Here is a 24,450-nt window from a genome sequence, read left to right as displayed (position 1 = left end):
CGGGGTGGCCCCCGGATCGGTGGTGGCCCTCGCCCTGCCGCGCTCGGCGGAGACGGTGGCTTCGGATGAGGTGCTCAGAACACCGGCTGGCCGGCGCGCACCAGGCGCCAGGAGTCGGTGAAGAAGTCTGCCGGGTCGATGACGCCCTTGGCCTTCACCCAGGCGATCATCGTGTTGCGGATCTCGTCCGAGTTCGACCAGACCAGCTTGGCCTGCGCCACGTGCGGGAAGTTGCCGCCGCCGTTGGCACGGTAGTTGTTGACCGCCAGGACGAACTGCGCGGCCGGGTCGATCGGCTTGCCCTGGAACGACAGGTTGACGATCCGCTGCCCCTTCGGCTGCGCGATGTCGATGTCGTAGCTCAGCCCGTACAGCGAGTCGTAGTTGTAGTCCGGCGTGGTCTCCGCGCCGGTCAGCGCGTCCTTGTCGACCGGCGCGCCCGGGGCCAGCTGGTTGTAGTACTTGGCCGAGAACTCCAGGTAGTCCTTCAGCTGCGCGCCCGTCAGGACGCGTGCCTCCAGCGTGTTCTCGTAGATGTACAGACCCGCCGCGTCGCGCAGCTTCACCTGGCCCGCCGGGATCAGCGCCGTCCGGTTGAACGGCGCCGCCTGCGCCAGCACCGGCAGGTTGGCGTACTGCCCGCCCGCCAGCGCCGCCTTCACCGCGTCCGCCTGCACCCGGCCGATCAGGTCGATGATCGGGGTCGCCCGGAACCGCGCCTCGGCGATCGACAGATCCGTCTTGCAGGTGCCGATCTGCTGGTTGACGTACGCCACGACCTTCTTGTGCTGCTCGGTCAGCGCGTCCACGATCTCCGGGTTCTCCGGCACGGTGTTGGAGTTCAGCACCCGCGAGGACACCGAGAGGACCTTCCACGCGCCGTCGGCGAACTCGACGTCGAAGTCGAAGCAGCTCAGGCGCTGGCCCCAGCACAGCGGCTCGGAGAGCACCACGGTCCTGCCGGTCTTCTTGTTGACGATCAGCCGCTGCGCCACCTCCTTGTGGGTGTGGCCCACCAGCACCGCGTCGATGCCCGGAACGGTCTCGGCCATCTCGCCGGAGGCGTCCTCGGGCCAGGGCAGCTGGTCGCCGTAGGTGGTCGGCTCGTCGATGCCGGAGTGGGCGGAGACGACGATGACGTCCGCGCCCGCGGCCTTCATCCGGGGCACATACTTGGCGGCCGTCTCGACGATGCCCGGGAAGACCATCTTGCCGGTGACGTTGGCCTTGTCCCAGATCGCGATGCCCGGGTTGGTGAGGCCGAGGATGCCGACCTTCAGAGGGGTATCCTCGTCCAGCCACACCTCCTTGATCACGTACGGCTTGAAGGCCGGCTTCTCGTTCTTCGCGTGCAGCGCGTTGGCGCCCAGCAGCGGGAACTCCAGCTGGTCCTCGAAGGCCTTCACGGTGGGGATGCCGTAGTTGAACTCGTGGTTGCCGAGCGCGGCGGCGTCGTAGCCCATGAGGTTCATGGCGACGGCCATGGGGTGGTCGGGCACGTTGTCGCCGTCGGTGGCGATCGGCTCGATCCGGGCGTAGTAGTAGGTCAGCTGGGTGCCCTGGATGATGTCGCCGGAGTCGATCAGCAGGCAGCGGTCCCAGCCCTTCTCCTCGCGGACCTGGTTGGCCAGGGTGGAGATCTTGGCGAGGCCGACGTCGTTGTGCGCCTTGTCGGCGTACACGGCGTCGGTGAAGTAGTCCCAGTTGAGCACCCGGCCGTGCAGGTCGGTGGTGCCCATGACGGTGAAGGCCTGCTTGCGGCCCTTGCGCTTGCCCTTGGCGGCCGCCGGAGCCGGCTCGGCGGCCACGGCGGCGGGGGCGGCGGCGACGACTGCTCCGCCGGTCAGGGCGGCGCCGGCTGCGGTGGCGGCGGACCGGGTGACGAAGTCACGGCGGTTCAGGGGCATGGACGACTCTCCCGGGTGGGGACTGACGGGCCGATGGTCCGTCAACTGGTGTTCGGGTGGCGTGCCGAAGCGCATCGACGCGCGTAGAAGGACGCGCGTAGAAGTGTGCCGTGCGGGCCCGGCCGGTGGATAGCCCTCCGACGTTTCCAGCAGGTGAGATCTTGGCGACTCGTTCGTGACGGGGGTGCGCGGAGGGCGGGGTGGTAAGGGGACCCGGCCGGGCCCTGTCCGGTTTCCTCGGGGGCAGGACCCTCGGGGGCAGGACGCTCAGTTCAGGTCCGCGACCAGTCGGCGCACCTCGCGGCCGAGCTCCGCCTCCGGATCCGGGGCGGCCGGCCCCGCCCACGGCCGCCAGGTCAGCGCCCGCAGGTAGCCGGCCACCGCCACCGGCAGCCGGTGCCGCACGATCTCCTCGGGCACCGGCCCCGGCTCCGCCGAGCGCAGCGCCGCCAGCAGGCCCGCCACACCGGCCGAATCCGGCAGCGGCACCGTGGCCAGGTAGTCGGCCAGCGCGGCGAGCTCGGGATCGGGTCGCGGTGCGGGCTCCGGCGCGGGCTCCGGGTCCGGCCTGGGCGTCGACGTGGAAGCCGTCGACGGCCCCGACGGCCCCGACGGCAGCGGCGGCACCAGCGGATCGACGGGCAGGACGACGGGCGGCACGACGGGCGGGTCCGCCCGCGCGCCCGGCGTCAGCAGCGCGCCCGCCCCGTACAGCCCCGCCACCACCGCCGGCCACCACGCCCCGCCCAGCCCGGCGAAGTGCAGCCCCAGTCCCACCGCGCCGCCCCCGCAGCCGACCAGGTTCCGGGCCGACTCCAGGTACCGCAGCACCCGCCGGCCGAACCCGTCACTGGTAGCCACGAATCTCCTCGAACACCCCGTCCAGCGAACCCGACCCGTCGAACAGCTTGCCGCCGCTCACGTCCGCGATCCCCTGCAGCTGGCTCACCGCCGCCTCCCCGAACTTGATCGGGAACACCGGGATCGACTTCTGCCCGGCCGGCAGCCCGTCGTGGAACCGCTTGAAGTCGCCGTCCGAAGCCCCCTCGTTGCTCTCCCCGTCGGTCATCAGCACGATCGACGTGAACCGGTCGTCCCCCGCCGCCGACTGCTGCCGGTCGATCACCCGGTACGCCTCCTCCAGCGAGTCGTACAGCGCCGTACCCCCCGACGCCGCCAGCGACTGCACGTCCGCGTCGATCGACGCCAGCTCCGTCTCCGGGCCCGGCTTGCTCCCCGAGGCCGGCACCGCGTGCGTCCTCGCCCACTTCACCTTCGACGCGAAGGAGATCAGCGTCACCTCCTCGCGGTCCCGGAACCGGCGCACCGCCCGGGTGTCGTCCGCCCCCGTCAACCGGCCCAGCGCCGACTTCAGAGCCGAGATCCGCGAACCCTCCATCGACCCCGAGGTGTCCAGCACGTACACCGTCCGCGACGGCCGCCGCAGCTCGTTCTGGTACGAGGCCAGCAGCCCGTCCGCCACCGCCCGGCTCCCCGGGAACGGCAGCTCCCGGCGCCGGTCCGCCGGCAGCCCGGCCGCCGGCGACACCCCCGGCGCCACCGGGCGGCGCAGCGTCACCTCGGAGATCCGTTTCTGCACGTCCTCCTTCAACAGGTACGCCGTCAACCGCTGGAAGGAGTCCCGCTCCCGCTGCGCGGACGAGGACAGCAGCGACAGCGGATAGTCCGCCGACACCACCCCGTCCACCGGGCGGATCACCGTCAGCTGCTGGTCCGCCGCCAGCGACTTGTTCATCGACAGCAGCACCGACTCGTAGTTCACCAGCGCCCCGACCTTGCCCGGCTCCGCCCGGGTGTAGGCCTGCGCCAGCCAGCCCGAGGAGCCCGACGTCAGCTTCTGGCCGGTGAAGAACTGCTTCAACTGCGGCGCCGCCTTCTGCACGTCCCCCTCGGTCAGCGCCGCCCCCGCACCCGAGAACGCCGAGGCCACCGCCACCAGCGTCGAGAAGCCCGAGTTCGACCGGGACGGGTCCGCCATCCCGTACGCCAGCTTCCCGGCCGACGCCGCATCCCCGACCTGCGCCCAGGAGACCTTCGAACCGTCCCCCCAGCCGAGCTCGTTGAGGACCGAGGACCGCACCCCCACCGCCACCGGCGACACCATCACCGGCGTCTCCGACAGCACCTTCGACTTCCCCGCGTCGTCCAGTCGCAGGTACTGGTTGGACGGGAACCACACCGCGTCGTACTTGCCGTCCGCCCGGCCCGAGGACACCGCGTCCGCGCCGTCCAGCGAGCCCGTCCAGGAGAACTGCACCGTCACCCCGGTCGCCTTCCTGGCGTCCTCCAGGATCGGCGCCAGGTCCTGCAGCTCGCTGCCGGCCAGCACCCGCAGCACCCCCGGCTGCGCCGTCGTGGCCGGCGGGTCGGACGGCTTCGGGCCCGGCGGGGTGGAGGTGCAGGCGGCGGACGCCAGCAGGGTCGCCAGCGCGGCGACCGGCCAACTGTGCTTCTTCATCCGGGAGTTCACTGAGCCTTCCCCTTGGCGGCCTTGATCAGCCTGGTCAGGATGTCGGGCACGGGAATCTGCGGCTGGTTGACCTTCGCCGCCGCGAGATTGGGCGCCAGGACCGGGGTCTTGCCCTTCACCAGCGCGGCGAAGGCGTCCGGGTCGTCCTGCGGGCGGAAGCCGAACTTCGCCTCCAGCCGACGAAGTTCGGCGTTGTCGTGCAGCTGGGCGGCCAGCCGCCGGCCGTTCGGCGTGCGGCCGACGATGGTGTGGTCGGTGTAGATGGTGGTGTCCGGGTACAGCACCACCATGTCGCCGGTCGACTCGCCCTTCAGCACCATCGCGGCGGCCTGCGACTCGTACGCGAGCACCAGCGGATTGCCGACCCCGGCCAGGAAGGCCTTGAACGGCTCGTCGCTGCTGCTCTTCTGGCCGCCCTGGATCGCCGTCGCCGTGCGCAGCACGTCCTTGGTGGCGTCGATCCCGGCCTGGTCGTAGACCACCTGGCGGTTGTTCAGCAGGTACGACAGCAGGGCGATGTGCAGCGCCCCCGAGGAGGACGTCTCAGGGTCGGTGGTGGTGAGGAACACCGGGCCCTTCAACTCCGCGTGCTCGGTCGCGCCCGCGAGGTCCGGCCAGGTGCGGCCGGCCTTCAGCGCGGCCAGGTAGGCGTCCATCCGGAACGTCCACAGCCCGGTGGAATGGTCCAGGGTGGCCAGGCCGTTGCCCATCAGGACGTCCGCCACCGGGCGGTGCGCGAGGATCACCAGCGGCGAGTAGAACGGCTGGACCGGGACCTCCTTGATGTTCCAGTCCACGCGCAGCTTGTCGGCCGGTGGCTGACTGGCCGGGAACGCGAAGTCCTTCGCGTCGCCGTCCATCAGCCAGGAGCCGATGCTCTCCGCGTTCACCTTCATGCCCTGCTTGGCCAACTCGGCGACGACCTGCGGATCCTGGAAGAAGTCGCGCTTCTCCGAACCGATCAGGCCGGAGACGGTGACGATGTCGCCGCCCGGGTCGTCCTGCGGGATCAGCGCGTACGTCACCCCGCCCAGCAGGGCCAACGCCGCCAACACCCCCAGAGTGCGTCTCATGCCGAACGCCTCCCCCTCGTCCGCTACGTCGTCCGGGTGGTCACCCGGGGGTGACGAGCGTCCCGCCGGGCGGGGAGCGGCGGCCGAACCGACGGTGAACCAAGGGTGAACACCCCTTCACGGGTTCGCATCGGAAGGCCGGACGGCGACGGCACCCGGGCAGCTGCTCGCACACCGGTCCGAGGATGTGTCAGATTGTTCAACTCGCCTTACGGCAAAGGTCATCCCGCCGTCCGGACCCGCGTCGTGGTTACGCGCCGGTAATGCCTACCCTCAGCAGTATGCGCCGAGCAAAAATCGTCTGCACCCTCGGGCCGGCCACCGACTCGTACGACCAGATCAAATCCCTGGTCGACGCCGGAATGGACATCGCCCGTTTCAACCTCAGCCACGGAACCCACGACGAGCACGAGGAACGCTACCGCCGCGTCCGCAAGGCCGCCGACGAGAGCGGCCGCAGCGTCGGCATCCTCGTCGACCTTCAAGGCCCGAAGATCCGGCTCGACACCTTCGCCCACGGCCCCGTACTTCTCGAACGCGGCGACGAGTTCACCATCTCCACCGACAACGGCGTCGTCGGAGACAAGGACATCTGCGGCACCACCTACCCCGGCCTCGCCGCCGACGTCACCCGCGGCGAACGCATCCTCGTCGACGACGGCCGGGTCACCCTGGAGGTCGTCGAGGTCGACGGGCCGCGCGTGCGCTGCCTCGTCATCGAAGGCGGCCTCGTCTCCGACCACAAGGGCCTCAACCTCCCCGGCGTCGCCGTCTCCGTCCCCGCACTCAGCGACAAGGACGTCGCCGACCTGCGGTGGGGCCTGCGCACCGGCGCCGACCTGATCGCGCTCTCCTTCGTCCGCAGCGGCCGCGACATCGAGGACGTCCACCGGATCATGGCCGAGGAGGGGCGCCTCGTCCCCGTCATCGCCAAGATCGAGAAGCCGCAGGCGGTCGACAACCTGGAATCCATCGTCGACGCCTTCGACGGCATCATGGTGGCCCGCGGCGACCTGGGCGTGGAGATGCCCCTCGAACAGGTCCCGCTCGTCCAGAAGCGCGCCGTCAAACTCGCCAAGCGCAACGCCAAGCCGGTCATCGTCGCCACCCAGATGCTCGACTCGATGATCAACGCCTCCCGGCCCACCCGGGCCGAGGCCTCCGACGTCGCCAACGCCGTCCTCGACGGGACCGACGCCGTGATGCTCTCCGGCGAGACCTCCGTCGGCAAGTACCCCGTCGAGACCGTCAAGACCATGAGCCGCATCATCGAGGCCGCCGAAACCGACATCCTCGCCGCCGGACTGCCGCCCCTGACCACCGGCAACAAGCCGCGCACCCAGGGCGGCGCCGTCGCCCGCGCGGCCGCCGAGATCGGCGACTTCCTGCACGCCAAGTACCTCATCGCCTTCACCCAGTCCGGCGACACCGCACGCCGGCTGACCCGCTACCGCTCGCCCATCCCCGTCCTCGCCTTCACCTACGAACCCGCCGTCCGCAGCCAACTCGCCCTCACCTGGGGCGTCGAGACCTTCCTCGGCCCCTTCGCCCCCACCACCGACCAGATGGTCGAACAGGTCGACGCGGCCCTCCTGTCGCTCGGCCGCTGCCAGAAGGGCGACATCGTCGTCATCACCGCCGGCTCCCCGCCCGGCCTCGCCGGCTCCACCAACCTCGTCCGCGTCCACCACGTGGGGACCCTGGACAACTGACCGGAGTCCGAACGGTCATTCGTGGGCGGCATCCCTCATCCGGAGGGATGTCGCCCGCCGGTCCTCGGATCCGGGCGAGGCGGCCCTGGCGGCTCCATAACATTCGTGTTATGACTTGGGGAGAGGTGGAGCTCGAGCCGGAGGTCCGGGACTGGATTCTCGGACTGGGCCACGACGGTCAGGAAACGGTGACGTTCTACGTCGACCTGCTCGCCGCCCGCGGCCCCCTGCTCGGGGAACCGCACACCAGGCAATTGGACGGCAAGCTCCGGGAGCTGCGCTTCCACCTGGACGAGCTGGACATGCGCATCACCTACTGGATCGCGTCCGGCAGGAGGATCATCCTGCTGACCGTGTTCCGTAAGACGCGGATGCGGGAGACGGCGGAGGTCGACCGGGCGAGGCGGGCGCTGCGTCGCTGCGTGGCCGAGCAGCACACGGCTGACGAGGACGAGGAGTGGGCGAGATGAGCGAACGCACGTCCTGGCGTGCTCTGCGCGAGGAGATCCTGAACCGACCGGGGGCGGGCGCGGCCTACGAGGCGGCCCGGATCCGATTCGAACTCGGGGAGGCCGTCCGCCTGCGCCGTGAGGCGCTCGGCATGACCCAGACCCAGTTGTCCGCGGCGGCTGGTATGCAGCAGCCTGCCGTGGCCCGCTTCGAGGCGGGCGGAACGATGCCGACCATCGTGGTGCTGGAACGGCTCGCGGCGGCGCTGGGCATGCGGCTCACTGTCGAGTTGGAGCCCTTGGAGAGGGCGAGCTGAGCCGGGTGCACGGGTGGAATGCAGGTGATTCCGGGAGTATCCGTCGTGATGAAGGCCGGACGAATGAGGGCGTTGCGTAGGGTGCCGGGTGCGGGATTCGAACCCGCAAGCCCTCTCGGGCAGATGTGTTTGAGACATCCGTGTATGCCGTTCCACCAACCCGGCGGGGCCAGTCCCGACAGAGCATACCGGCTGTGTGCGGGCAGCTGCTGCTAGGTACCCTCATTTATTGCAGTACCCCGCCGGAACTAGGAGCCCCGTGAGCACCGCCGACGAGCAGGCACAGCCGCTTGAGACCGATTCGCCCCAGATCACCCGGATTGTGATCGCCGAGGATGAGGCGCTGATCCGCCTCGACCTCAAGGAGATGCTCGAAGAGGAGGGGTACACCGTCGTCGGTGAGGCCGGGGACGGGGCCACGGCGGTGAAGCTGGTGGAGGAGCTTCGGCCGGACCTCGCGATCTTCGATGTGAAGATGCCGGTGCTGGACGGGCTCTCCGCCGCCGAGCAGATCCACGAGAAGCACCTGGCGCCGGTTCTGATGCTGACGGCGTTCTCGCAGCGGGAGCTGGTGGACCGGGCGCGGGACGCCGGGGCGATGGCGTACATCGTGAAGCCGTTCAGCAAGGCGGACCTGGTGCCGGCGATCGAGATGGCGGTGTCGCGGTACACCGAGATGCGGACGCTGGAGGAGGAGATCGCGGATCTCACCCAGCGGCTGGAGACCCGGAAGCTGGTGGACCGGGCGAAGGGCGTGCTGCAGACGAAGTTCGGGCTGAACGAGCCGGCGGCGTTCCGGTGGATCCAGAAGACGTCGATGGACCGTCGGATGACGATGGCCGCGGTGGCCGAGGCGGTCATCGAGGAGGGCGCGGCCCAGGACCGCAAGAAGGCGGACGAGGACGCGTCCGAGTAGACGGACGCGAGGAGGGCCCGGCAGATCTCGTCTGCCGGGCCCTCCGTGCGTGGAGGCGTGGAGGTGTCAGTCCTCGCCGAGGTAGGCCTTGCGGACGGACTCGTCGTGCAGGAGGTCGGCGCCCGTCCCGGAGAGGACGATGCGGCCGGTCTCCATGACGTAGCCGCGGTCGGAGAGGGAGAGGGCGGCCTGGGCGTTCTGTTCGACGAGCAGGATGGTCGTGCCGGCGGCCTTGAGCTCGATGATGGTCGCCATGATCTTCTGCATCATCAGCGGCGACAGGCCCATGGACGGCTCGTCGAGCATGAGCAGTTTGGGCTGGGACATCAGGGCCCGCCCCATGGCGAGCATCTGCTGTTCACCGCCGGAGAGGGTGCCGGCGGCCTGGCGGCGGCGTTCTCCGAGGATGGGGAAGAGGTCGTAGGCGCGGTCGACGTCGGCGGTGATGCCGGCGGTGTCGGTGCGCAGGAAGGCGCCGAGGAGGAGGTTCTCCTCGATGGTCATGCGGGGGAAGATGTGCCGGCCTTCGGGGGAGTGGGCGAGGCCGAGGGCGACGATCTTGTGCGCGGGGACGGTGGTGAGGTCCTGGCCGTCGAAGGCGATGCGTCCGGCGGTGGGTTTGAGGAGCCCGGAGAGGGTGCGCAGGGTGGTGGTCTTGCCGGCGCCGTTGGTGCCGATGAGGGTGGTGACCTCGCCCTGGTTGACGGTGAAGCTGATGCCCTTGACGGCTTCGATCTTGCCGTAGGCGACGCGGAGGTCCTCGACCTCGAGGAGTGCGGTCACTGGTCGGTCTCCGTAACGGTCTCCGCGACTGCGGGGGTGGTGCCTTCGAGCGGGGCGCCGAGGTAGGCGGTGATGACGCGTTCGTCGTTCTGGACGGTTTCGCGGTCGCCTTCGACGATCTTCTGCCCCTGGACGAGGACGGCGGTGCGGTCGCAGAGGTTGAAGATGAAGCGCATGTCGTGCTCGATGACGAGGATTGAGACGCCTTGGTCGCGGATGGCGAAGACGAGTTCCTCGGCGGCGCGGGTCTCCTGGGGGTTCATGCCGGCGGTGGGTTCGTCGAGCAGCAGGAGGCCGGGGTCGGAGGCGAGGGCGCGGGCGATCTCCAGCTTGCGCTGTTCGCCGTAGGGGAGGTTGCGGGCGAGGTGGTCGGCCTTGTCGGCGAGGCCGGTGAAGGCGAGGAGTTCCATGGCCTTCTCGCGGCTCTCGTTTTCGGCGCGGTGGTAGCCGGGGCCGCGGAGGATGGCGGAGAAGATGCCTTCCTTGGTGCGGGTGTGGCGGCCGACGAGGACGTTCTCCAGGACGGTCATGTTGGCGAAGAGCCGGATGTTCTGGAAGGTGCGGGCGATGCCGGCCTGGGTGACGAGGTGGGGCTTGGGCGGCAGGAGGGTGCCGCGGTAGCGGACGGCGCCCTCGGTGGGGACGTAGAGGCCGGTGAGGCAGTTGAAGAAGGTGGTCTTGCCGGCGCCGTTGGGGCCGATGAGGCCGATGATCTCGCCTTCGCCGACGGTGAGGCTGACGTCGTTGACGGCGGTGAGGCCGCCGAAGCGCATGGTGACGCCGGTGACTTCGAGCAGGGGTGTGGCGGTGGTGGTCATCTGGGTGGTCACGCCCCTGCCTTGGTGAGTGCGGCGCCGTCGCCGGCGGGCTGGGCCGGGATGGCGGCCTCGTGGAACTCCAGTTGGCGGCGCCGGTTGGGGATGAGGCCCTCGGGGCGGACGCGCATCAGGATGATGAGGGCGGCGCCGAAGGCGAGCAACTGGTAGTCGGAGAGGAATTCGAGCTTCTTGGGGATGAGGAAGAGGAGGGTGGCGCCGGCGAGGGGCCCGCTGATGGTGCCCATGCCGCCGAGGATGACGGCGGCGAGCAGGAACGCGGAGTTGGGCGGGAGGGCCTCGGCGAAGGTGTACTGGTCGGGGGTGACGGTGTAGCTGACGTGGGCCTGGACGGTGCCGGCGAGGCCGGCGAGGCAGGCGCCGAGGGCGAAGGCGAGGAGCTTGAGGCGGAAGCCGTTGATGCCCATGGCCTCGGCGGCGGTCTCGTCCTCGCGGATGGCGACCCAGGCGCGGCCGATGCGGGAGTTGCCGACCCGGGCGAAGACGAGCACGACCAGGGCGGTGACGAGGAGCATCAGCAGGTAGTAGTTGGAGAAGCGGCCGAGCTCGATGCCGGCGACGGTGTGCGGCTTGCCGAGGTCGAAGCCGAGGATCTCCAGGTCGGGGATCCGGGGGATGCCGTTGGAGCCGTTGGTGACCTTGGGGCCGGTGGTGCCGTTGAGGTTGAGCATGGTGATGCGGAAGATCTCGCCGAAGCCGAGGGTGACGATGGCGAGGTAGTCGCCGCGCAGGCGCAGCGTGGGGGCGCCGATGAGGACGCCGAAGACCATGGAGACGGCGGCGCCGGTGAGCATCGCGGCCCAGAACGGGAACTGGACGTGGATGGGGGAGGCGGGGGAGCCGGAGACCAGGGCGGCGGCGTAGGCGCCGACGCCGAGGAAGGCGACGTAGCCGAGGTCGAGCAGGCCGGCGAGGCCGACGACGATGTTGAGGCCGAGGGCGACGGTGGCGAAGATCAGGATGTTGGTGGCGACGGACGTGTACTGGTCGCTCGTCTGGGTGAAGGGGAAGCTGGCGGCGGCGGCGAAGGCGGCGCCGGTGGTGACGGGGCGGTGCTTGACGGTCAGGGCGCGCAGCCGGGCGAGCAGGCCGGACCGGGTGAGGGCGGGGACGACGAGGGCGGCGAGCAGCAGGTAGCCGATGAAGAGTTCGCCGTACTCGGTGTCGATGCCGAAGGTGATCGTGAACAGTCCGAGGCCGAAGGCCAGGACGATGATCAGGACTTCGGCCCAGGAGGGGAGTTGGCGCGGCGCGGGCAGGGGCCGGTCGACGGTGCCCAGGCGCAGCCAGGTGTGGGCGAGGTGGCCGAGCTGGAGCAGCAGGACGACGCCGGCGGCGATGGCGAGGGCTCCCGCGAGGGCGGTCATCACGGGGGCGACGGGCTGGTCGCCGGGGATGGCGTGGGCGGCGAACCAGCCGGCGGGGGCGACGGGGACGAGCAGGAAGAGGCGCTTGTCGAGGATGCGCAGCGGGACGCGGGTGCGGCGGTCGAGGGGGAGGCCGAGGGCGCCGAGGACGGTGAGGAGGCCGCCGGCGGCGAGGATCCAGCCGCCGGCTTCGAGGTTGGCGAGGCCGCCGAGTTCGGTGGCGATGGCGGCGACGGAGAAGACGCTGACGGCGAGGGCGCCGGTGGCGGTGTAGAGGACGGCGTTGTGGCTGCGGGTGGGGGCGGCCCAGCGCAGGCCGGGGGTGCCGTGGGTGGCGAGGAGCAGGAGGAGGGTGAGGAGTCCGGCGGCGAGGGCGAGCCATTGGAGGCCGGCGGGTGAGCCGGTGTAGGTGAGGTCGCCGGGGAAGTCGGAGGTCCAGGTCCAGGGGAGGGCGGCGGAGGCGGCGGTGGTGAGGGCGCCGAGGCCGGTGAGGGCGGTGGCGGCGCGGGCCGGCAGGGGGATGACCGGGGTGGTTTCGGTGGTGGTGGTCATGGTGGTCACGCCCTGTCCGCGACGCGCTCGCCGAGCAGGCCCTGGGGCCGGACGAGGAGCACGAGGATGAGGAGTACGAAGGCCCAGACGTCCTTCCAGGCGCCGCCTCCGAAGAGGTGCATGCCGGGGAGGTGCTGGATGTAGCCGGTGGCGAGGCTTTCGGCGAGGCCGAGGGCGATGCCGCCGAGCATGGCTCCGTAGATGTTGCCGATGCCGCCGAGGACGGCGGCGGTGAAGGCCTTGAGGCCGAGGATGAAGCCCATGCGGAAGTCGACCTGGCCGCTGCGCAGTCCGTAGGCGACGGCGGCGACGGCGGCGAACGCGGCGCCGATGGCGAAGGCCATGACGATGATGCGGTCGGTGTCGATGCCCATGAGCTTGGCGGTGTCGGGGTCCTGGCTGGTGGCCTGCATGGCGCGGCCGGAGCGGGTGCGGGTGACGAACCAGCCGAGGGCGAGCATGCACAGCGGGGCGGCGATGAGCAGGAAGAGGTCGCTGCGCTGGATGGTGACGGAGCCGAGGCTGAAGGGGTCGCCGGGGATCTTGGGGAAGACCCGGGCCTTCTTGGCGTCGGGGTAGAAGGAGAAGACGAGTTGCTGGAGGAAGATGGACAGCCCGATCGCGGTGATGAGGGGGGCGAGTCGGGGGGCGTTGCGCAGGGGCCGGTAGGCGAAGCGCTCGGCGGCGACGGCGGTGAGGGTGGAGACCAGGATGCCGGCGATCAGCATGAGCGGCAGGGCCAGCCACAGGGTGGTGCCGCCGGGGAGGGCGAGGTAGGCGGTCAGGGCGCCGAAGCCGCCGACCATGACGATCTCGCCGTGGGCGAAGTTGATGAGCTGGACGATGCCGTAGACCATCGTGTAGCCGATCGCGACGAGTCCGTAGAGGGCGCCGAGGATCAGGCCGTTGGCCAGCTGCTGCGGTAGGTCGTGCACCGCTGGGCCTCCGTAGTGCGTTCGGGGTTGTCCGCGTGGGTGGTGGATGTGGGGGCGCGCGGGGGTACTCGTGGCGCCCCCGCGCGCTGTGCTGCTGGAAGGTGGTGCGGGCCGGCTCAGCGGTTGAGGTTCAGCCGTCGAGGGCTGAGCCGCTGGAGGCCCAGCTGTCGAGGGCTCAGCCGTTGAAGGCCCAGCCGCTGGAGGTTCAGCCGCTGGAGGTTCAGCCGTTGAAGGTGCCGGTCTTCTCCACGGTCCACTTGCCGTCCTTGACGGTGTAGACGGTGAGTTGCTTGTTGGTGGTGTCGCCGAACTCGTCGAAGGAGACCTTGCCGGTGACGCCGTCGAAGGAGACCTTCTGGACGGCGTCGACGACGGCGGCGCGCGGGTTGGCGGGCAGCTTGCCGTTGTTGGCGGCGGCGACGGCCTTGACGGCCTGGATGATGGCCCAGCCGCTGTCGTAGGAGTAGCCGCCGTAGGTCTCGTAGGGGTCCTTGTAGCCGGCGGCCTTGTAGTCGGCGATGAACTTGGCGGCGGTGGGGAGTTGTTCGACGGCGCCGCCGACGGCGGTGGCGTAGTCGCCGGCGCTCTTGGGGTTGAGCTTGATGAAGTCGGCGCTCTGCATGCCGTCGCCGCCCATCAGCGGGATGTTGACGCCGGCGTCCTTGAGCTGGAGGGAGAGCGGGCCGGCGGCGGGGTACTCGCCGCCGTAGTAGACGGCTTCGGCGCCGGAGGTCTTGACCTTGGTGACGATGGCGGAGAAGTCGCGGTCGTCGGGGTTGACGTGCTCCTCGCCGACGATGTTGCCGCCCTGCTTGGTGAATTCGGCCTTGAAGGTGGCGGCGAGGCCGGCGCCGTAGGTCTTCTGGTCGTCGATGAGGAAGACCTTGGACTTCTTGGCGTCCTTGGCGAGGAACTGGGCGGCGAAGGGGCCCTGGACGGCGTCGGTGGTGGCGGTGCGGAAGTAGGTCTTGAAGGGGCGCTTCTTCTCGCCGGTGACCCACTTCTCGCCCTGGCTGAGGGCGACGCCGGTGTTGGCGGGGGAGATCTCGACGAGGTTGGCGTCGTTGAAGATCTGCTGCATCGACTGGGCGACGCTGGAGTTGAGCGGGCCGACGACGCCGAGGACGCTGTTGTCGGCGACGAGCTGGGTGGCGTTCTGCTGGCCGGGGCCGGGCTTGGCGGTGTCGTCGAGGGCCTTGACCTGGAACTTGACGCCGGGGACCTCGTTCTGCTCGTTGGCCTTCTTGACCGCGAGGTCGACGGAGTTGCGGATGCCGATGCCGATGGCGGAGAGGTCGCCGGTGAGCGGGGCGTCGATGCCGATGGTGACGGTGGTGGCGGAGCCGCTGTTGCCGCTGCCTCCGTCGGCGGACTTCTTGTCGTCGCGGGAGCCGCACGCGCTGAGGCTCAGGGCGCCGATCACGGCAATGCTCACGACAATTGCGGAACGGTGACGCACGAGGGTCCCCTTCGGTTCGGGAGGCGCCGCGCCTGAGTTGGCGGGAGCCGGGATGCGCGGAGGGCCGGGCCCAATCCGTTGGCGCGGTGACTGGCCGTGACTCTAGATGCCTCTGGGCGACTCGGGCAGTGGTGTGGCGAGGCTGTGATTCTCTTGTTATGAGCACACAGAGCAGTTGTCTCAGCATGTGGTCGTTTTGGCGCGAGCGATCCGCCGATGTAGGGCGTTTAGGGGCTGTTGGGGCGATGTAAGGGCCGGAAATGGGGGTTGCAGCTGGCTTGGTCGATAGTCGGACGCCCGTGTCCGATTCACTTGTTCCGGTCATGCTCGTCCGGATTTCGGACAGCGAGGGCATGGCGAAGGAACTCCGGGCCGCCTGCGAGCCTCGGAGCGGGCCATTGCTCGGATTTCCTACTTGTTACGTAGCGTTACCTGCGCGGATTCCGGGCATGCTGCCGCGTCGGCCGCGCCCGGACATGCCGCCGCCCCCTTGTCCAGACCAACGCCTGCCCAGGGTGGCGGAAGGTCAAACAAGGGGGCGGTCAAGGGATTTGATGATCCGTCGGCACCGGGAAGGGTCCCGGCGCGGGGTCAGAGGTCGCGCAGCATGCAGGTCAGCCGGCAGCTGGTGACCCGCTTGCCGGTGTCGTCGGTGATCGCGATCTCGTACGTGGCGGCGGTGCGGCCCTTGAACACCGCCGTCGCCACCCCGGTGACCAGCCCGGAGGTGGCCGAGCGGTGGTGGGTGGCGTTGAGGTCCACCCCGACCGCGTACCGGCCGGGGCCCGCGTGCAGCATCGCGCCGATCGAGCCCAGCGTCTCGGCCAGCGCCGCGGACGCGCCGCCGTGCAGCAGCCCGTACGGCTGCTGGTTGCCCTCCACCGGCATGGTGCCGACCACCCGGTCGCCGGAGGCCTCGACGATCCGGATGCCGAGCTTCTCGCCGAGGGCGCCGCCGGAGAAGGTCTGCGGGTCGACGCCGAGCTTGGCGAAGTGGTCCAGCACGTCCTGCGGGACCTTCAGGACGGGGGCCGCGTCGGGGGCCGCGTCGGTCATGGGGAACTCCTGCCGCTCGGGGATCGTCATCGTGCTGCCTGTGATCGTACGACCGTCCTACTCGGCGGTAGCGGCCGTGTCCGGGGTCGGGGCGTGTCCGGGGCCGGGGCGTGTCAACGGACGCCCCGGGCACGGCGGCCCCCGGCGCGCCCCCGCCGCCCGCGCCCGACGGGCCCCGCGCCCGATCGGCACGGCGCCCGATCGGCACGGCGCCCCTTTTGTCGGTGCCGGGCCATAGGATCGGTGGCCGGTAGTGGAATCGGCAGGAACGGGACGTTGACGTGGCTACGCAGAGTACGGACAAGGGCGCGACGGGTGGCGGCGGGGCCGGCCCGCGGCCCCGGCTGATGCTGCTCGACGGGCACTCGATGGCCTACCGGGCCTTCTACGCCCTGCCCGTGGAGAACTTCAACACCTCCACCGGCCAGCCCACCAACGCGGTCTACGGCTTCGCCTCGATGCTCGCCAACACCGTCCGGGACGAGCAGCCCACCCACCTCGCCGTCGCCTTCGACCTCTCCCGGCAGACCTTCCGCTCCGTCGAGTTCCCCGACTACAAGGCCAACCGCGCCAAGACGCCGGACGAGTTCCGCAGCCAGATCGGCCTGATCGGCGAACTGCTCGACGCGATGAACGTCCCCCGGCTGACGGCCGAGGGCTTCGAGGCCGACGACATCATCGCCACCCTGGCCACCGCCGCCGAGGCGGCCGGCTACGACGTCGACATCGTCACCGGCGACCGCGACTCCCTCCAACTGGTCACCGACCACATCACCGTGCTCTACCCGACCAAGGGCGTCTCCGAGCTCACCCGCTACACCCCGGAGAAGGTCGCCGAGAAGTACGGCGTCACCCCGCGCCAGTACCCGGACCTCGCCGCCCTGCGCGGCGACCCGTCCGACAACCTGCCCGGCATCCCCGGCGTCGGCGAGAAGACCGCCGCCAAGTGGGTCAACCAGTTCGGCTCCTTCGACGAACTCGTCTCCCGCGCCGACGAGGTGAAGGGCAAGATCGGCGAGAAGCTGCGCGAACACCTCGACTCGGTCAAGCGCAACCGCGTCCTCACCGAGCTCGTCCGCGACGTCGAACTCCCGCTCGGCGTCGGCGACCTGGCCCGCGCGCCGTTCGACAAGGCCGCCGTCGGCACGCTGATGGAGTCGCTGGAGTTCCGCAACGCCAACTTCCGCGACCGCGTCCACGGCATCGACCCGGCCGCCGGCGAGGAGGAGGCCGCGGCCGAACTCGCCCCCGGCGTCGAGGTCGACGGCGAACTCCTCACCGACCCGGGCACGCTGGCCGGCTGGCTGCGCGAGCACGCCGCCGACACCAAGGCCCCGGTCGCCCTCGCCGCCGTCTACCAGTGGGCGCTCGGCACCGGCGAGGTCACCGAAGTCGCCCTGGCCGCAGGGGAGTCCGCCGCCTGGTTCGACCCGGCGCAGCTCGCCGAGGAGGACGAGCGGGCCTTCGCCGCCTGGCTCGCCGACCCGGCCGCCCCCAAGGCCCTGCACATCGCCAAGCAGGTCATGCGGGCCTTCGCCGAGCGCGGCTGGGCCATCGAGGGCGTCGTCGCCGACACCGCCCTCGCCGCCTACCTGGAGAAGCCCGGCCGCCGCACCTTCACCCTGGAGGTGCTCGCCGAGGAGTACCTGGCCCGCTCGCTCACCCCCGCCCCCGCCACCGAGGACGGCCAACTCGCCTTCGACGCCCCGGAGGAGGACCCGGCGGCAGGCGCCCAGGCACTCATGCTCCAGGCCCGCGCCGTCCTCGACCTCGCCGCGCTCTTCGACACCCGCCTCGCCGAGGTCGGCGCCACCGGGCTGCTGCGCGACATGGAGCTGCCGATCGCCGCCCTGCTGGCCCGGATGGAGCGCACCGGCATCGCCGCCGACCGCCCCTGGCTCACCAGCCTGGAGACGCAGTTCGCCACCGAGATCCAGCGCGTAGTCGAGGAGGCGCACGCCGCCGCCGGGCGCGAGTTCAACCTCGGCTCGCCCAAGCAGCTCCAGGAGATCCTCTTCGGCGAGCTCGCCCTCCCCAAGACCAAGAAGATCAAGACCGGCTACACCACCGACGCCGACGCGCTCACCTGGCTCGCCACCCAGACCGACAACGAACTGCCGGTCATCCTGCTGCGCCACCGCGACCAGGCCAAGCTGCGCACCACCGTCGAGGGCCTGCTCAAGACGGTCTCGCCCAAGGGCCGCATCCACACCACCTTCAACCAGATGGTCGCCGCTACCGGTCGGCTCTCCTCGCAGGACCCGAACCTGCAGAACATCCCCGTCCGCACCGAGGAGGGCCGCGCCATCCGCCGCGCCTTCGTCGTCGGCGAGGGCTACGAGTCGCTGCTCACCGCCGACTACTCGCAGATCGAACTGCGCATCATGGCCCACCTCTCCGAGGACGAGGCCCTGTTGGAGGCCTTCGCCACCGGCGAGGACCTGCACACCACCGTCGCCTCCCAGGTCTTCGAGGTGCCGGGCACCGCGGTGGACGCCGAGATGCGCCGCAAGATCAAGGCGATGTCCTACGGCCTCGCCTACGGGCTGTCCGCGTACGGGCTCTCGCAGCAGCTCGGCATCAAGCCCGGCGAGGCCCAGGGCCTGATGGACACCTACTTCGAGCGCTTCGGCGGCGTCCGCGACTACCTGCGCCGGGTCGTCGACGAGGCCCGCGCCACCGGCTACACCGAGACGCTGCTCGGCCGCCGCCGCTACCTGCCGGACCTCAACAGCGACAACCGCCAGCGCCGCGAGATGGCGGAGCGGATGGCCCTCAACGCCCCGATCCAGGGCTCGGCCGCCGACATCGTCAAGATCGCCATGCTGCGGGTGGACGAGGCGCTGCGCGCCGCCGGCCTCACCTCCCGGATGCTGCTCCAGGTGCACGACGAAATCGTGCTGGAGCTGACGCCGGGCGAGCGCGAGCAGGTCGAGGCGATCGTCCGCGAGCAGATGGCCGGCGCCTACCCGCTGCGCGCCCCGCTGGACGTCTCGGTGGGCGTCGGCGCCAACTGGGAGGCCGCCGCGCACTGATCCGGCGGCGCGGTTCGGCGGTGCAGGGCTGCGGTGCGGTTCGGCGGTGCGGTTCTCGGCGGGCCCGGACACGGCTGGTGTCCGGGCCCGCCGCTCCGCTCCCGCGGGCCGTCGCGCAGCGGGCGCGACGATCGGCGGTGGGCAGCGGCGGATGGCGGAGAGCCCCTTGGCGGTCCAGAATGATCCGATGGTCACGCTTGAGACTCCGCGTCTGATCCTGCGTCGCTGGCGCGAGGAGGACGTCGCGCCCATGGCTGCCGTCAATGCCGACCCCGAGGTCATGCGGTGGATCCGTGACGGCAGCGTCCGTGACGAACAGCAGACCCGCGGCGGGATCCAGGCCTGGGAGAGCGAGTGGGAGACACAGGGCTTCGGCCTGTTCGCCGTGGAGATCCGGTCCACTGGTGAGCTGGCCGGGTTCACCGGCCTCTCGGTCCCCGAATTCCTGCCGGAGGTACTGCCGGCGGTCGAGGTCGGCTGGCGGCTGGGACGCTCCCACTGGGGGCGCGGCTTGGCCACCGAGGCCGCTGCGGCGGCTGTGCGGTTCGCGTTCGAGGAGCGAGGGCTGGAGCGGATCGTCAGCATCACTCAGGTGGGCAACGACGCCTCCGAACGGATCATGACCAAACTGGGGATGCAGCTGGCCCGTGAGACCGTCAGTCCCGCCGGCGGTCGGCGAGTACGGGTGTTCGCGTTGTCGTCGGACCAGTACGCCGCAACCCCTCGGCACTGAGCGCGGCCACCTCCCGCCGGCCCGCCTTCGGAGTCAGCTGCTCCCCGGCTTCCGTGCGTCGGCTGCGTCCGCTGCGTCCGCGGCGTCCGCGGCGTCGGCTACGTTCGCGCGGTGCAGGAACGCCTCGACGAGGCGGTCGGTGAAAGCCTGGTCCACGGGTTCCGCCGTCACCAGGACGCGGTGGTAGAGCGGTCCCACGAGTTGGTCGATCTCCGCCGCCATGTCGAGTCCGGCGGCGAGCTGGCCGCGTTCCACCGCGCGTTCCAGCGGGAGCCGGTCGCGTCGGCGCTGTTCGTCGAGGTACCCGGACCGCAGGGCGGCGGCGAACGCGGGATCGTGCTGGGCGTGCCCGATGAGGGCCTTGAAGACGGCGCCCGCGTCGGACCGGGTGAGGAACAGGGCCAGTTGGCGCAGGTGGGCGCGCAGGTCCGGGGCCAGGTCGCCGTGGTCCGGCGGGGTCAGGGCTTCGGTCGCGTCCTGGAGGAAGGCGTCCAGGAGGATGTCGGTCTTGGTCTTCCACCAGCGGTAGACGGTCTGCTTGGCGACGCCCGCCCGGGCGGCGATGCCCTCGATGGTGACGCCGGTGAAGCCCTTCTCGACCAAGAGGTCGTCGGCCGCCTCCAGCACTGCCTGCCGGGCCTGTTCGCTGCGGCCGTGCCGGTTGCCGTGGTGGCGTGCCGCCGGTTGTGACCCGGCCGCCGCGGCGGCCGTACTTCCTCGTTCCATGTCTGCCTCCTGGGGCCAGGGTAGGCCAGAACCGCTAGACGCAACGCAACGGTGCGTCTAGTCTAGGCCCATGACACCCACCAACACCCTCGAAGACCCCCGCGTCGCCACCGCCCTCGACCGGATGTTCCGGCATGCCGAGCAGGACGAGGCGACCAGCAGGCGGATCCGGGCGGCGTGGCCCCAGAACTCCGCGCCCCTCGGCCCGCAGGAGCAGGCCGACGCCAACGCCGAGGTGTACATGCCGATTTCCGCCCAGGGCGGCCGCCTCCTCTACAACCTGATCCGGGCCACCCGCCCCGCCACCGTCGTCGAGTTCGGCACGTCCTTCGGCATCTCCACGCTCCATCTCGCCGCCGCGGTGCGCGACAACGGGACGGGGCGGGTGATCAGTACGGAACTGAGCGCCGCCAAGGCCGCGGCCGCCCGCCGGACGTTCACCGAGACGGGACTGGACGACCTGATCACCGTCCTCGAAGGAGACGCCCGCGACACCCTCGCCGCAGTCGACGGCTCCGCGGACTTCGTCCTCCTCGACGGCTGGAAGGACCTGTGCCTGCCCGTCCTGCGACTCCTCGAACCACGCCTCGCGCCCGGCACCCTCGTCGTCGCCGACGACGTCGACCTGGAGGCCCTCGCGCCCTACCTCGACTACGTCCGCGACCCCGCCAACGGCTACCAGAGCGTCACGTTCCCCGTGGAGGACGGAATGGAGATCAGCTGCCGCCTCTAGACCCGTGTGGTGTCGTGATCGGTTGTGGGCACCGCCTTCTGCGTGGGGGTGGAACCCGGTACGACACTGGTCGTGACGCGTGGGCAACTCACGAATGCCCTGCGGGTGGACGGCCCGGATGAGGCCGACGTGGCCCCCCGGGCCGAGCCGGTCGCCGTCGGCCGACGGCCCGGAGGCCCGGCCCTGGGAAAAGGACGCGCGCCACTGTGTCCGGTCAGGCGATCATGGCTGCCATGACGGACGCAACCGGACCGGAGCCGCTGGGCGTGTGCCTCGTGGCCAATGTCGCTCAGGAGACCGGTCACGGCGAAGGCGGGTCGGAGATCCGCAAGGGGCTGCGGCACTTCGCGCCGGGGGCGAAGGTGTGGATCGCGCCGCCGGCCTGGGGCGACGGCGGTGACTGCGTCATCGTGGCCGGACGTCACCGGGGCAACAGCCGTCGCTACGTGCGGATCGTGATCAAGAGTCGGCTCCTGGCGAACTTCAGGGTCCACGCCGTCTACAGCCCGGCGCTGGTGCGCGCGTTGACGGAGGCGGGACCCGGCGAGGAGAAGGACTTCGGCGCCCGCTTCCTGTGGGACCCGGAGCAGGCGGAGAGCTGGGCGCGATCCCGGAACACGCCGAGGACGGGCTGAGGGCGGGCTGAGGGTGGGCTGAGGGCGGGCTGAGGGCGGCGAAACCGGCGCGCCGGTGGGGCGGCGCGCCGGGAACACTGCTCCGGGTCAGCCCGCGAGGTGCTCCAGGAGCAGCGGCACGATCCGCTCGGCGTCGGCCTCCGGCAGCCAGTGGGTGGCACCCTCCAGCGCGACGAACCGGTACGGGGCGCTGACGTGCTTGGCCGTCAGGTCGGCGGCGTCGCGGCCCAAAGCGCGGTCCTCGGTACCCCAGACGAAGAGCGTGCGGACGGTGATCTCGCCGGCCGGCACCCGGAGTTCCTCGTTGATCGCCCGGTACCAGTTGAGCCCGGCCGTCAGCACGCCCGGCTCGGTCAGCCGTCGGACGTTGGACTCGGCCTGGTCCGTCGGCAGTGCGCCCCGGTAGATCGCGCGCAGCCTGGCCGCGTCGTCGGCCAGCATGGCCTGTTCGGCCACGTGCTCCGGAAGGCGGAACTCCCTGATGTACTGGGAGCGTTCGCGCTGGTCGCTGTCGTTGTTCAGGGCCTCGTAGAGCGCCTCGGGGTGCGGGGTGGAGAGCACGGTCAGGCTGTGCAGCCGCTCCGGGTGGGTGGAGGCCAGCGCCCAGGCGACGAGGCCGCCCCAGTCGTGGGCGACCAGGTGGAAGCGCGGCGCGTCCAGGGCGTCGGCGAAGCCCAGCGCGTCCGCGACCAGCAGCTCGACGGAGTAGTCCGCGATGTCCGCGGGGCGGGCGTCGGGGGAGTAGCCGCGCTGGTCCACCGCCACCGCGCGGTAGCCGGCCGCGGCCAGCGCGGTCAGCTCGGCGCTCCAGCAGTCGGCGAACTCGGGGAACCCGTGCAGCAGCAGGACGAGTTCCCCGTCGGCGGGCCCGGCGGCCAGTCCGTCGAAGGTGTGCCGGCCGACGGTCAGACGAACGGCGGTGGGCAGGGGTGAGGACATGGTCAGCTCCTGTTGGTAGCGCGTCAACAGGGCGATCACATCATAGGGTTGGGTGGGCGGATTCGGCGGGCGGATGTGGCGGGCGGTGCGGTGGCCGACGCCGGTGCTCGCCCTTGGCGCGAGGGCCCGGGCGCAGGAAGTCTGCGGGGCCGACTTCCTGCGCCCAGCTCGGCCCGTCGCCGTCGACGACCGCGCGCGGGGTCGCCGCCTTCGAGGTCTCGGGCGACGAGTGGAGCGGCGATCACGGCCGTGGATGCATGGCAGGCTGGCCCTGCATGGTGATCAGTGATGTGTCGTGGGCCGATGACGAGGTGTTGGCGGTGTGTCCTGAGCTGACGGATGCCGAACTCGACGAGTTGTTCAGCGCGTCGTGGCCGAATCACAAGCCGACCTCCTTCGCGCCGATGCTGGCCCGCAGCCTGGCTTGGATCGCGGCGCGCCGGGGGAACCGGCTGGTCGGATTCGTCAACGTCGTCGGCGACGGTGGTGTGCACGCCTTCGTCCTGGACACCACCGTGCACCCGGACGAGCGCGGGCAGGGGCTCGGGACCCGGTTGGTGAGGGCGGCTGCCGGCGAGGCGAGCGCACGCGGTGCCGAGTGGCTGCACGTCGACTACGAACCGCACCTGGAGTCCTTCTACGGTCAGTGCGGATTCCGGCCGACCGCCGCCGGGCTCATGCGGCTCTGAGCGGGCCGCCTCCGTCGCAGGGATGACTGGGCAGTCTGAGGCGGTGGGTGATCGGTGAGGATCGTTGCCATGACTTACGTGATCGAAGCTGCTCGTCCGGGTGACTCCGCGCAGCTGGGGCTGTTGCTGCTGAGGGCTTGGCTGCAGACATACCCCAACCCGGAGGTGGGGATCGACGAGGACTGGATCCGTGAGCACCGCGGCTCGTCAGCTACCGCGGAAGGCATCAACCAGTGGCGGGAGTTCATCGAGGCAGCGAACCAGGACCCGGATCTGCTGTTCTGCCGTGTTCTCCGTTCTGAAACCGAGATCGTCGGCGTTCTCTGCGGGCGCCGCGGCGAGGTGGTTACTCTCGGACCGATGTATCTGCTGGAACACGTCCAGGGCCAGGGACTTGGTGGCCGCATGATGACCGAGTTCCTCACCTGGGCCGGAGCCACACCCATATGCCTATGGGCCACCGATTACAACGACAGCGCGGTCCGCTTCTACCAGCACCACGGATTCAAGGTCACGAGCGAGCGAGAGCTTTGGCAAGGAAAGCTGCCCAACCTCCGTATGACCCGCGAGGTCGCACCCAGCCTCAACAGCTGAGCTACCCGCGTTGGCAGCAACTGCCTCGAAGGCCAGCTGCGGGAGAACCCACGCCACGAGCTCGTGGGTGGGGCGAATGCAGACTCGACGGCCCGCCGCCGGAAGGGGTGGCGGGCCGCCTTGTCGACTGCTGCTGTTTCTCGTGAACATCCACGGTCCTCAAGATCGGCAACCGCGGCTCAAACCGGCAGACAAACGCTACTGCTGGAAGTGAACGAAGCCAGGGCGGTGTGCGGCAGGTGGGCTCTGCGGGGGTTGGGGGCGGGTGTGCGCAGGAAGTCGGGTGGGTCGACTTCCTGTGTTCATGGGTGGGTTGCGTGGGTGGCTTGGGCTTGGGCTTGGGTGCGGCAGTGGGTGAGGGCGGGTTTGAGGCGGGGGTCGGGGGTGGGGGTGGCGGTGAGGAGTTCGCCGGCGGTGATGAGGGTGGTCCAGTAGTGGGTGGGGTCGCCGGTGGTGGGGTGGGGTTGGGTGGCGGTGAGGGAGAGGTAGGCGGTGGTGAGGTTGCCGGTGGTG

23 protein-coding genes and 1 tRNA gene are annotated in these 24,450 nt (G+C 70.5%); 10 read left to right on the top strand and 14 right to left on the bottom strand.

The genetic code is table 11. The annotated features are described in order from the left end of the window. Positions 1–74 precede the first annotated feature (74 nt). From AB0O82_RS36290 to AB0O82_RS36275, 4 genes are all read right to left on the bottom strand, one after another. The gene (locus AB0O82_RS36290) at positions 75–1,907 is read right to left on the bottom strand and encodes a 5'-nucleotidase C-terminal domain-containing protein (RefSeq protein WP_363588921.1); all 1,833 of its coding nucleotides are present in this window, start codon (positions 1,905–1,907) and stop codon (positions 75–77) included. Positions 1,908–2,174: 267 nt separating this feature from the next. Next, complete coding sequence (locus AB0O82_RS36285; protein ID WP_363588919.1) at positions 2,175–2,768, bottom strand: hypothetical protein; 594 nt, start codon at positions 2,766–2,768, stop codon at positions 2,175–2,177. Continuing rightward, a complete protein-coding gene (locus tag AB0O82_RS36280) occupies positions 2,755–4,386 on the bottom strand; it encodes a VWA domain-containing protein (RefSeq protein WP_363588917.1) in 1,632 nt (543 codons plus the stop codon). Before AB0O82_RS36280 ends, AB0O82_RS36285 begins: the two co-directional genes overlap by 14 nt. An 8-nt stretch (positions 4,387–4,394) precedes the next feature. Then, positions 4,395–5,471 carry a hypothetical protein gene (locus tag AB0O82_RS36275; RefSeq protein WP_063347154.1) on the bottom strand — a complete coding sequence of 359 codons (1,077 nt, stop codon included), beginning with the start codon at positions 5,469–5,471 and terminating at the stop codon, positions 4,395–4,397. 281 nt (positions 5,472–5,752) lie between these two features. Here AB0O82_RS36275 and pyk point away from each other — a divergent pair, with 281 nt between their 5' ends. The 3 genes from pyk to AB0O82_RS36260 all read left to right on the top strand — a co-directional run bounded on the left by pyk (position 5,753) and on the right by AB0O82_RS36260 (position 7,949). Then, entirely contained in the window at positions 5,753–7,183 is a 1,431-nt protein-coding gene (gene pyk / locus AB0O82_RS36270; RefSeq protein ID WP_363588915.1) for a pyruvate kinase, read from the top strand. A 110-nt stretch (positions 7,184–7,293) separates the two neighbouring features. Then, positions 7,294–7,653, top strand: coding sequence for a type II toxin-antitoxin system RelE/ParE family toxin (locus AB0O82_RS36265; protein WP_363588913.1), 360 nt, complete (start codon positions 7,294–7,296; stop codon positions 7,651–7,653). Beyond that, the gene (locus AB0O82_RS36260; RefSeq protein WP_350881736.1) at positions 7,650–7,949 is read left to right on the top strand and encodes a helix-turn-helix transcriptional regulator; all 300 of its coding nucleotides are present in this window, start codon (positions 7,650–7,652) and stop codon (positions 7,947–7,949) included. Before AB0O82_RS36265 ends, AB0O82_RS36260 begins: the two co-directional genes overlap by 4 nt. 82 nt (positions 7,950–8,031) lie before the next feature. Here AB0O82_RS36260 and AB0O82_RS36255 read toward each other — a convergent pair. Beyond that, positions 8,032–8,114: transfer RNA gene (locus AB0O82_RS36255), tRNA-Leu, on the bottom strand. Between the two features lie 94 nt (positions 8,115–8,208). Here AB0O82_RS36255 and AB0O82_RS36250 point away from each other — a divergent pair. Continuing rightward, positions 8,209–8,865 carry a response regulator gene (locus tag AB0O82_RS36250; RefSeq protein ID WP_063347151.1) on the top strand — a complete coding sequence of 219 codons (657 nt, stop codon included), beginning with the start codon at positions 8,209–8,211 and terminating at the stop codon, positions 8,863–8,865. A 66-nt stretch (positions 8,866–8,931) separates the two neighbouring features. On the opposite strand, the gene AB0O82_RS36245 is transcribed toward AB0O82_RS36250, so the two are convergent. The 6 genes from AB0O82_RS36245 to AB0O82_RS36220 form a co-directional block, all read right to left on the bottom strand. Continuing rightward, on the bottom strand, positions 8,932–9,648 hold the full coding sequence (locus tag AB0O82_RS36245) for an ABC transporter ATP-binding protein (protein ID WP_350881732.1): 717 nt from the start codon (positions 9,646–9,648) through the stop codon (positions 8,932–8,934). Continuing rightward, positions 9,645–10,466 (bottom strand): ABC transporter ATP-binding protein, encoded by an 822-nt coding sequence (locus AB0O82_RS36240; RefSeq protein ID WP_363588927.1) that lies wholly within the window; start codon positions 10,464–10,466, stop codon positions 9,645–9,647. Before AB0O82_RS36240 ends, AB0O82_RS36245 begins: the two co-directional genes overlap by 4 nt. Before the next feature lie 8 nt (positions 10,467–10,474). Then, entirely contained in the window at positions 10,475–12,403 is a 1,929-nt protein-coding gene (locus AB0O82_RS36235) for a branched-chain amino acid ABC transporter permease (RefSeq protein ID WP_363588925.1), read from the bottom strand. Positions 12,404–12,408: 5 nt separating this feature from the next. After that, positions 12,409–13,338, bottom strand: a complete 930-nt coding sequence (locus tag AB0O82_RS36230) for a branched-chain amino acid ABC transporter permease (protein ID WP_063347149.1) — start codon at positions 13,336–13,338, stop codon at positions 12,409–12,411. Between the two features lie 220 nt (positions 13,339–13,558). Then, positions 13,559–14,797 (bottom strand): branched-chain amino acid ABC transporter substrate-binding protein, encoded by a 1,239-nt coding sequence (locus AB0O82_RS36225; RefSeq protein WP_363588910.1) that lies wholly within the window; start codon positions 14,795–14,797, stop codon positions 13,559–13,561. Between the two features lie 591 nt (positions 14,798–15,388). Then, positions 15,389–15,853: a hotdog fold thioesterase gene (locus tag AB0O82_RS36220; protein WP_363368771.1), complete on the bottom strand. Its 465-nt coding sequence runs from the start codon at positions 15,851–15,853 to the stop codon at positions 15,389–15,391. Positions 15,854–16,200: 347 nt separating this feature from the next. Between AB0O82_RS36220 and polA the strand changes: the two genes are divergently transcribed. After that, entirely contained in the window at positions 16,201–18,888 is a 2,688-nt protein-coding gene (gene polA, locus AB0O82_RS36215) for a DNA polymerase I (protein WP_363588923.1), read from the top strand. Between the two features lie 187 nt (positions 18,889–19,075). Continuing rightward, complete coding sequence (locus AB0O82_RS36210; RefSeq protein ID WP_363588908.1) at positions 19,076–19,621, top strand: GNAT family N-acetyltransferase; 546 nt, start codon at positions 19,076–19,078, stop codon at positions 19,619–19,621. A gap of 33 nt (positions 19,622–19,654) precedes the next feature. Here AB0O82_RS36210 and AB0O82_RS36205 read toward each other — a convergent pair whose 3' ends face one another. Further along, a complete protein-coding gene (locus AB0O82_RS36205; RefSeq protein WP_363588906.1) occupies positions 19,655–20,347 on the bottom strand; it encodes a TetR/AcrR family transcriptional regulator in 693 nt (230 codons plus the stop codon). Between the two features lie 70 nt (positions 20,348–20,417). Between AB0O82_RS36205 and AB0O82_RS36200 the strand changes: the two genes are divergently transcribed. Both AB0O82_RS36200 and AB0O82_RS36195 read left to right on the top strand, forming a co-directional pair. Then, the gene (locus AB0O82_RS36200; RefSeq protein WP_363588904.1) at positions 20,418–21,080 is read left to right on the top strand and encodes a class I SAM-dependent methyltransferase; all 663 of its coding nucleotides are present in this window, start codon (positions 20,418–20,420) and stop codon (positions 21,078–21,080) included. Between the two features lie 206 nt (positions 21,081–21,286). Beyond that, positions 21,287–21,715 carry a hypothetical protein gene (locus AB0O82_RS36195; RefSeq protein ID WP_363588902.1) on the top strand — a complete coding sequence of 143 codons (429 nt, stop codon included), beginning with the start codon at positions 21,287–21,289 and terminating at the stop codon, positions 21,713–21,715. A gap of 87 nt (positions 21,716–21,802) precedes the next feature. Here the strand turns inward: AB0O82_RS36195 and AB0O82_RS36190 are convergent, their stop codons facing one another. Next, entirely contained in the window at positions 21,803–22,654 is an 852-nt protein-coding gene (locus AB0O82_RS36190; RefSeq protein WP_363588900.1) for an alpha/beta hydrolase, read from the bottom strand. 275 nt (positions 22,655–22,929) lie between these two features. Between AB0O82_RS36190 and AB0O82_RS36185 the strand changes: the two genes are divergently transcribed. Beyond that, the gene (locus AB0O82_RS36185) at positions 22,930–23,343 is read left to right on the top strand and encodes a GNAT family N-acetyltransferase (protein WP_363588898.1); all 414 of its coding nucleotides are present in this window, start codon (positions 22,930–22,932) and stop codon (positions 23,341–23,343) included. A 69-nt stretch (positions 23,344–23,412) separates the two neighbouring features. Continuing rightward, positions 23,413–23,937: a GNAT family N-acetyltransferase gene (locus tag AB0O82_RS36180; protein WP_363588896.1), complete on the top strand. Its 525-nt coding sequence runs from the start codon at positions 23,413–23,415 to the stop codon at positions 23,935–23,937. A 302-nt stretch (positions 23,938–24,239) separates the two neighbouring features. On the opposite strand, the gene AB0O82_RS36175 is transcribed toward AB0O82_RS36180, so the two are convergent. Next, on the bottom strand, positions 24,240–24,450 hold a 211-nt coding region (locus AB0O82_RS36175), incomplete at its 5' end, for a hypothetical protein (RefSeq protein WP_363588894.1).

It is taken from the genome of Kitasatospora sp. NPDC088264, assembly GCF_040685715.1.
Classification (GTDB): domain Bacteria; phylum Actinomycetota; class Actinomycetes; order Streptomycetales; family Streptomycetaceae; genus Kitasatospora.
Note: the sequence above shows the minus strand (reverse complement) of the source record. Positions and strands in the feature narration are given on the sequence as shown.

What these genes read in the sequence shown, in the direction of transcription:
- pyk (WP_363588915.1), top strand. Translation starts at nt 5,753, where the DNA reads ATGCGCCGAGCAAAAATCGTCTGCACCCTCGGGCCGGCCACCGACTCG.
- AB0O82_RS36265 (WP_363588913.1), top strand. Translation starts at nt 7,294, where the DNA reads ATGACTTGGGGAGAGGTGGAGCTCGAGCCGGAGGTCCGGGACTGGATT.
- AB0O82_RS36220 (WP_363368771.1), bottom strand. Translation starts at nt 15,853, where the DNA reads ATGACCGACGCGGCCCCCGACGCGGCCCCCGTCCTGAAGGTCCCGCAG.
- polA (WP_363588923.1), top strand. Translation starts at nt 16,201, where the DNA reads ATGCTGCTCGACGGGCACTCGATGGCCTACCGGGCCTTCTACGCCCTG.
- AB0O82_RS36185 (WP_363588898.1), top strand. Translation starts at nt 22,930, where the DNA reads ATGGTGATCAGTGATGTGTCGTGGGCCGATGACGAGGTGTTGGCGGTG.
- AB0O82_RS36205 (WP_363588906.1), bottom strand. Translation starts at nt 20,347, where the DNA reads ATGGAACGAGGAAGTACGGCCGCCGCGGCGGCCGGGTCACAACCGGCG.
- AB0O82_RS36210 (WP_363588908.1), top strand. Translation starts at nt 19,076, where the DNA reads ATGGTCACGCTTGAGACTCCGCGTCTGATCCTGCGTCGCTGGCGCGAG.
- AB0O82_RS36275 (WP_063347154.1), bottom strand. Translation starts at nt 5,471, where the DNA reads ATGAGACGCACTCTGGGGGTGTTGGCGGCGTTGGCCCTGCTGGGCGGG.
- AB0O82_RS36290 (WP_363588921.1), bottom strand. Translation starts at nt 1,907, where the DNA reads ATGCCCCTGAACCGCCGTGACTTCGTCACCCGGTCCGCCGCCACCGCA.
- AB0O82_RS36240 (WP_363588927.1), bottom strand. Translation starts at nt 10,466, where the DNA reads ATGACCACCACCGCCACACCCCTGCTCGAAGTCACCGGCGTCACCATG.
- AB0O82_RS36260 (WP_350881736.1), top strand. Translation starts at nt 7,650, where the DNA reads ATGAGCGAACGCACGTCCTGGCGTGCTCTGCGCGAGGAGATCCTGAAC.
- AB0O82_RS36235 (WP_363588925.1), bottom strand. Translation starts at nt 12,403, where the DNA reads ATGACCACCACCACCGAAACCACCCCGGTCATCCCCCTGCCGGCCCGC.
- AB0O82_RS36180 (WP_363588896.1), top strand. Translation starts at nt 23,413, where the DNA reads ATGACTTACGTGATCGAAGCTGCTCGTCCGGGTGACTCCGCGCAGCTG.
- AB0O82_RS36280 (WP_363588917.1), bottom strand. Translation starts at nt 4,386, where the DNA reads ATGAAGAAGCACAGTTGGCCGGTCGCCGCGCTGGCGACCCTGCTGGCG.
- AB0O82_RS36190 (WP_363588900.1), bottom strand. Translation starts at nt 22,654, where the DNA reads ATGTCCTCACCCCTGCCCACCGCCGTTCGTCTGACCGTCGGCCGGCAC.
- AB0O82_RS36200 (WP_363588904.1), top strand. Translation starts at nt 20,418, where the DNA reads ATGACACCCACCAACACCCTCGAAGACCCCCGCGTCGCCACCGCCCTC.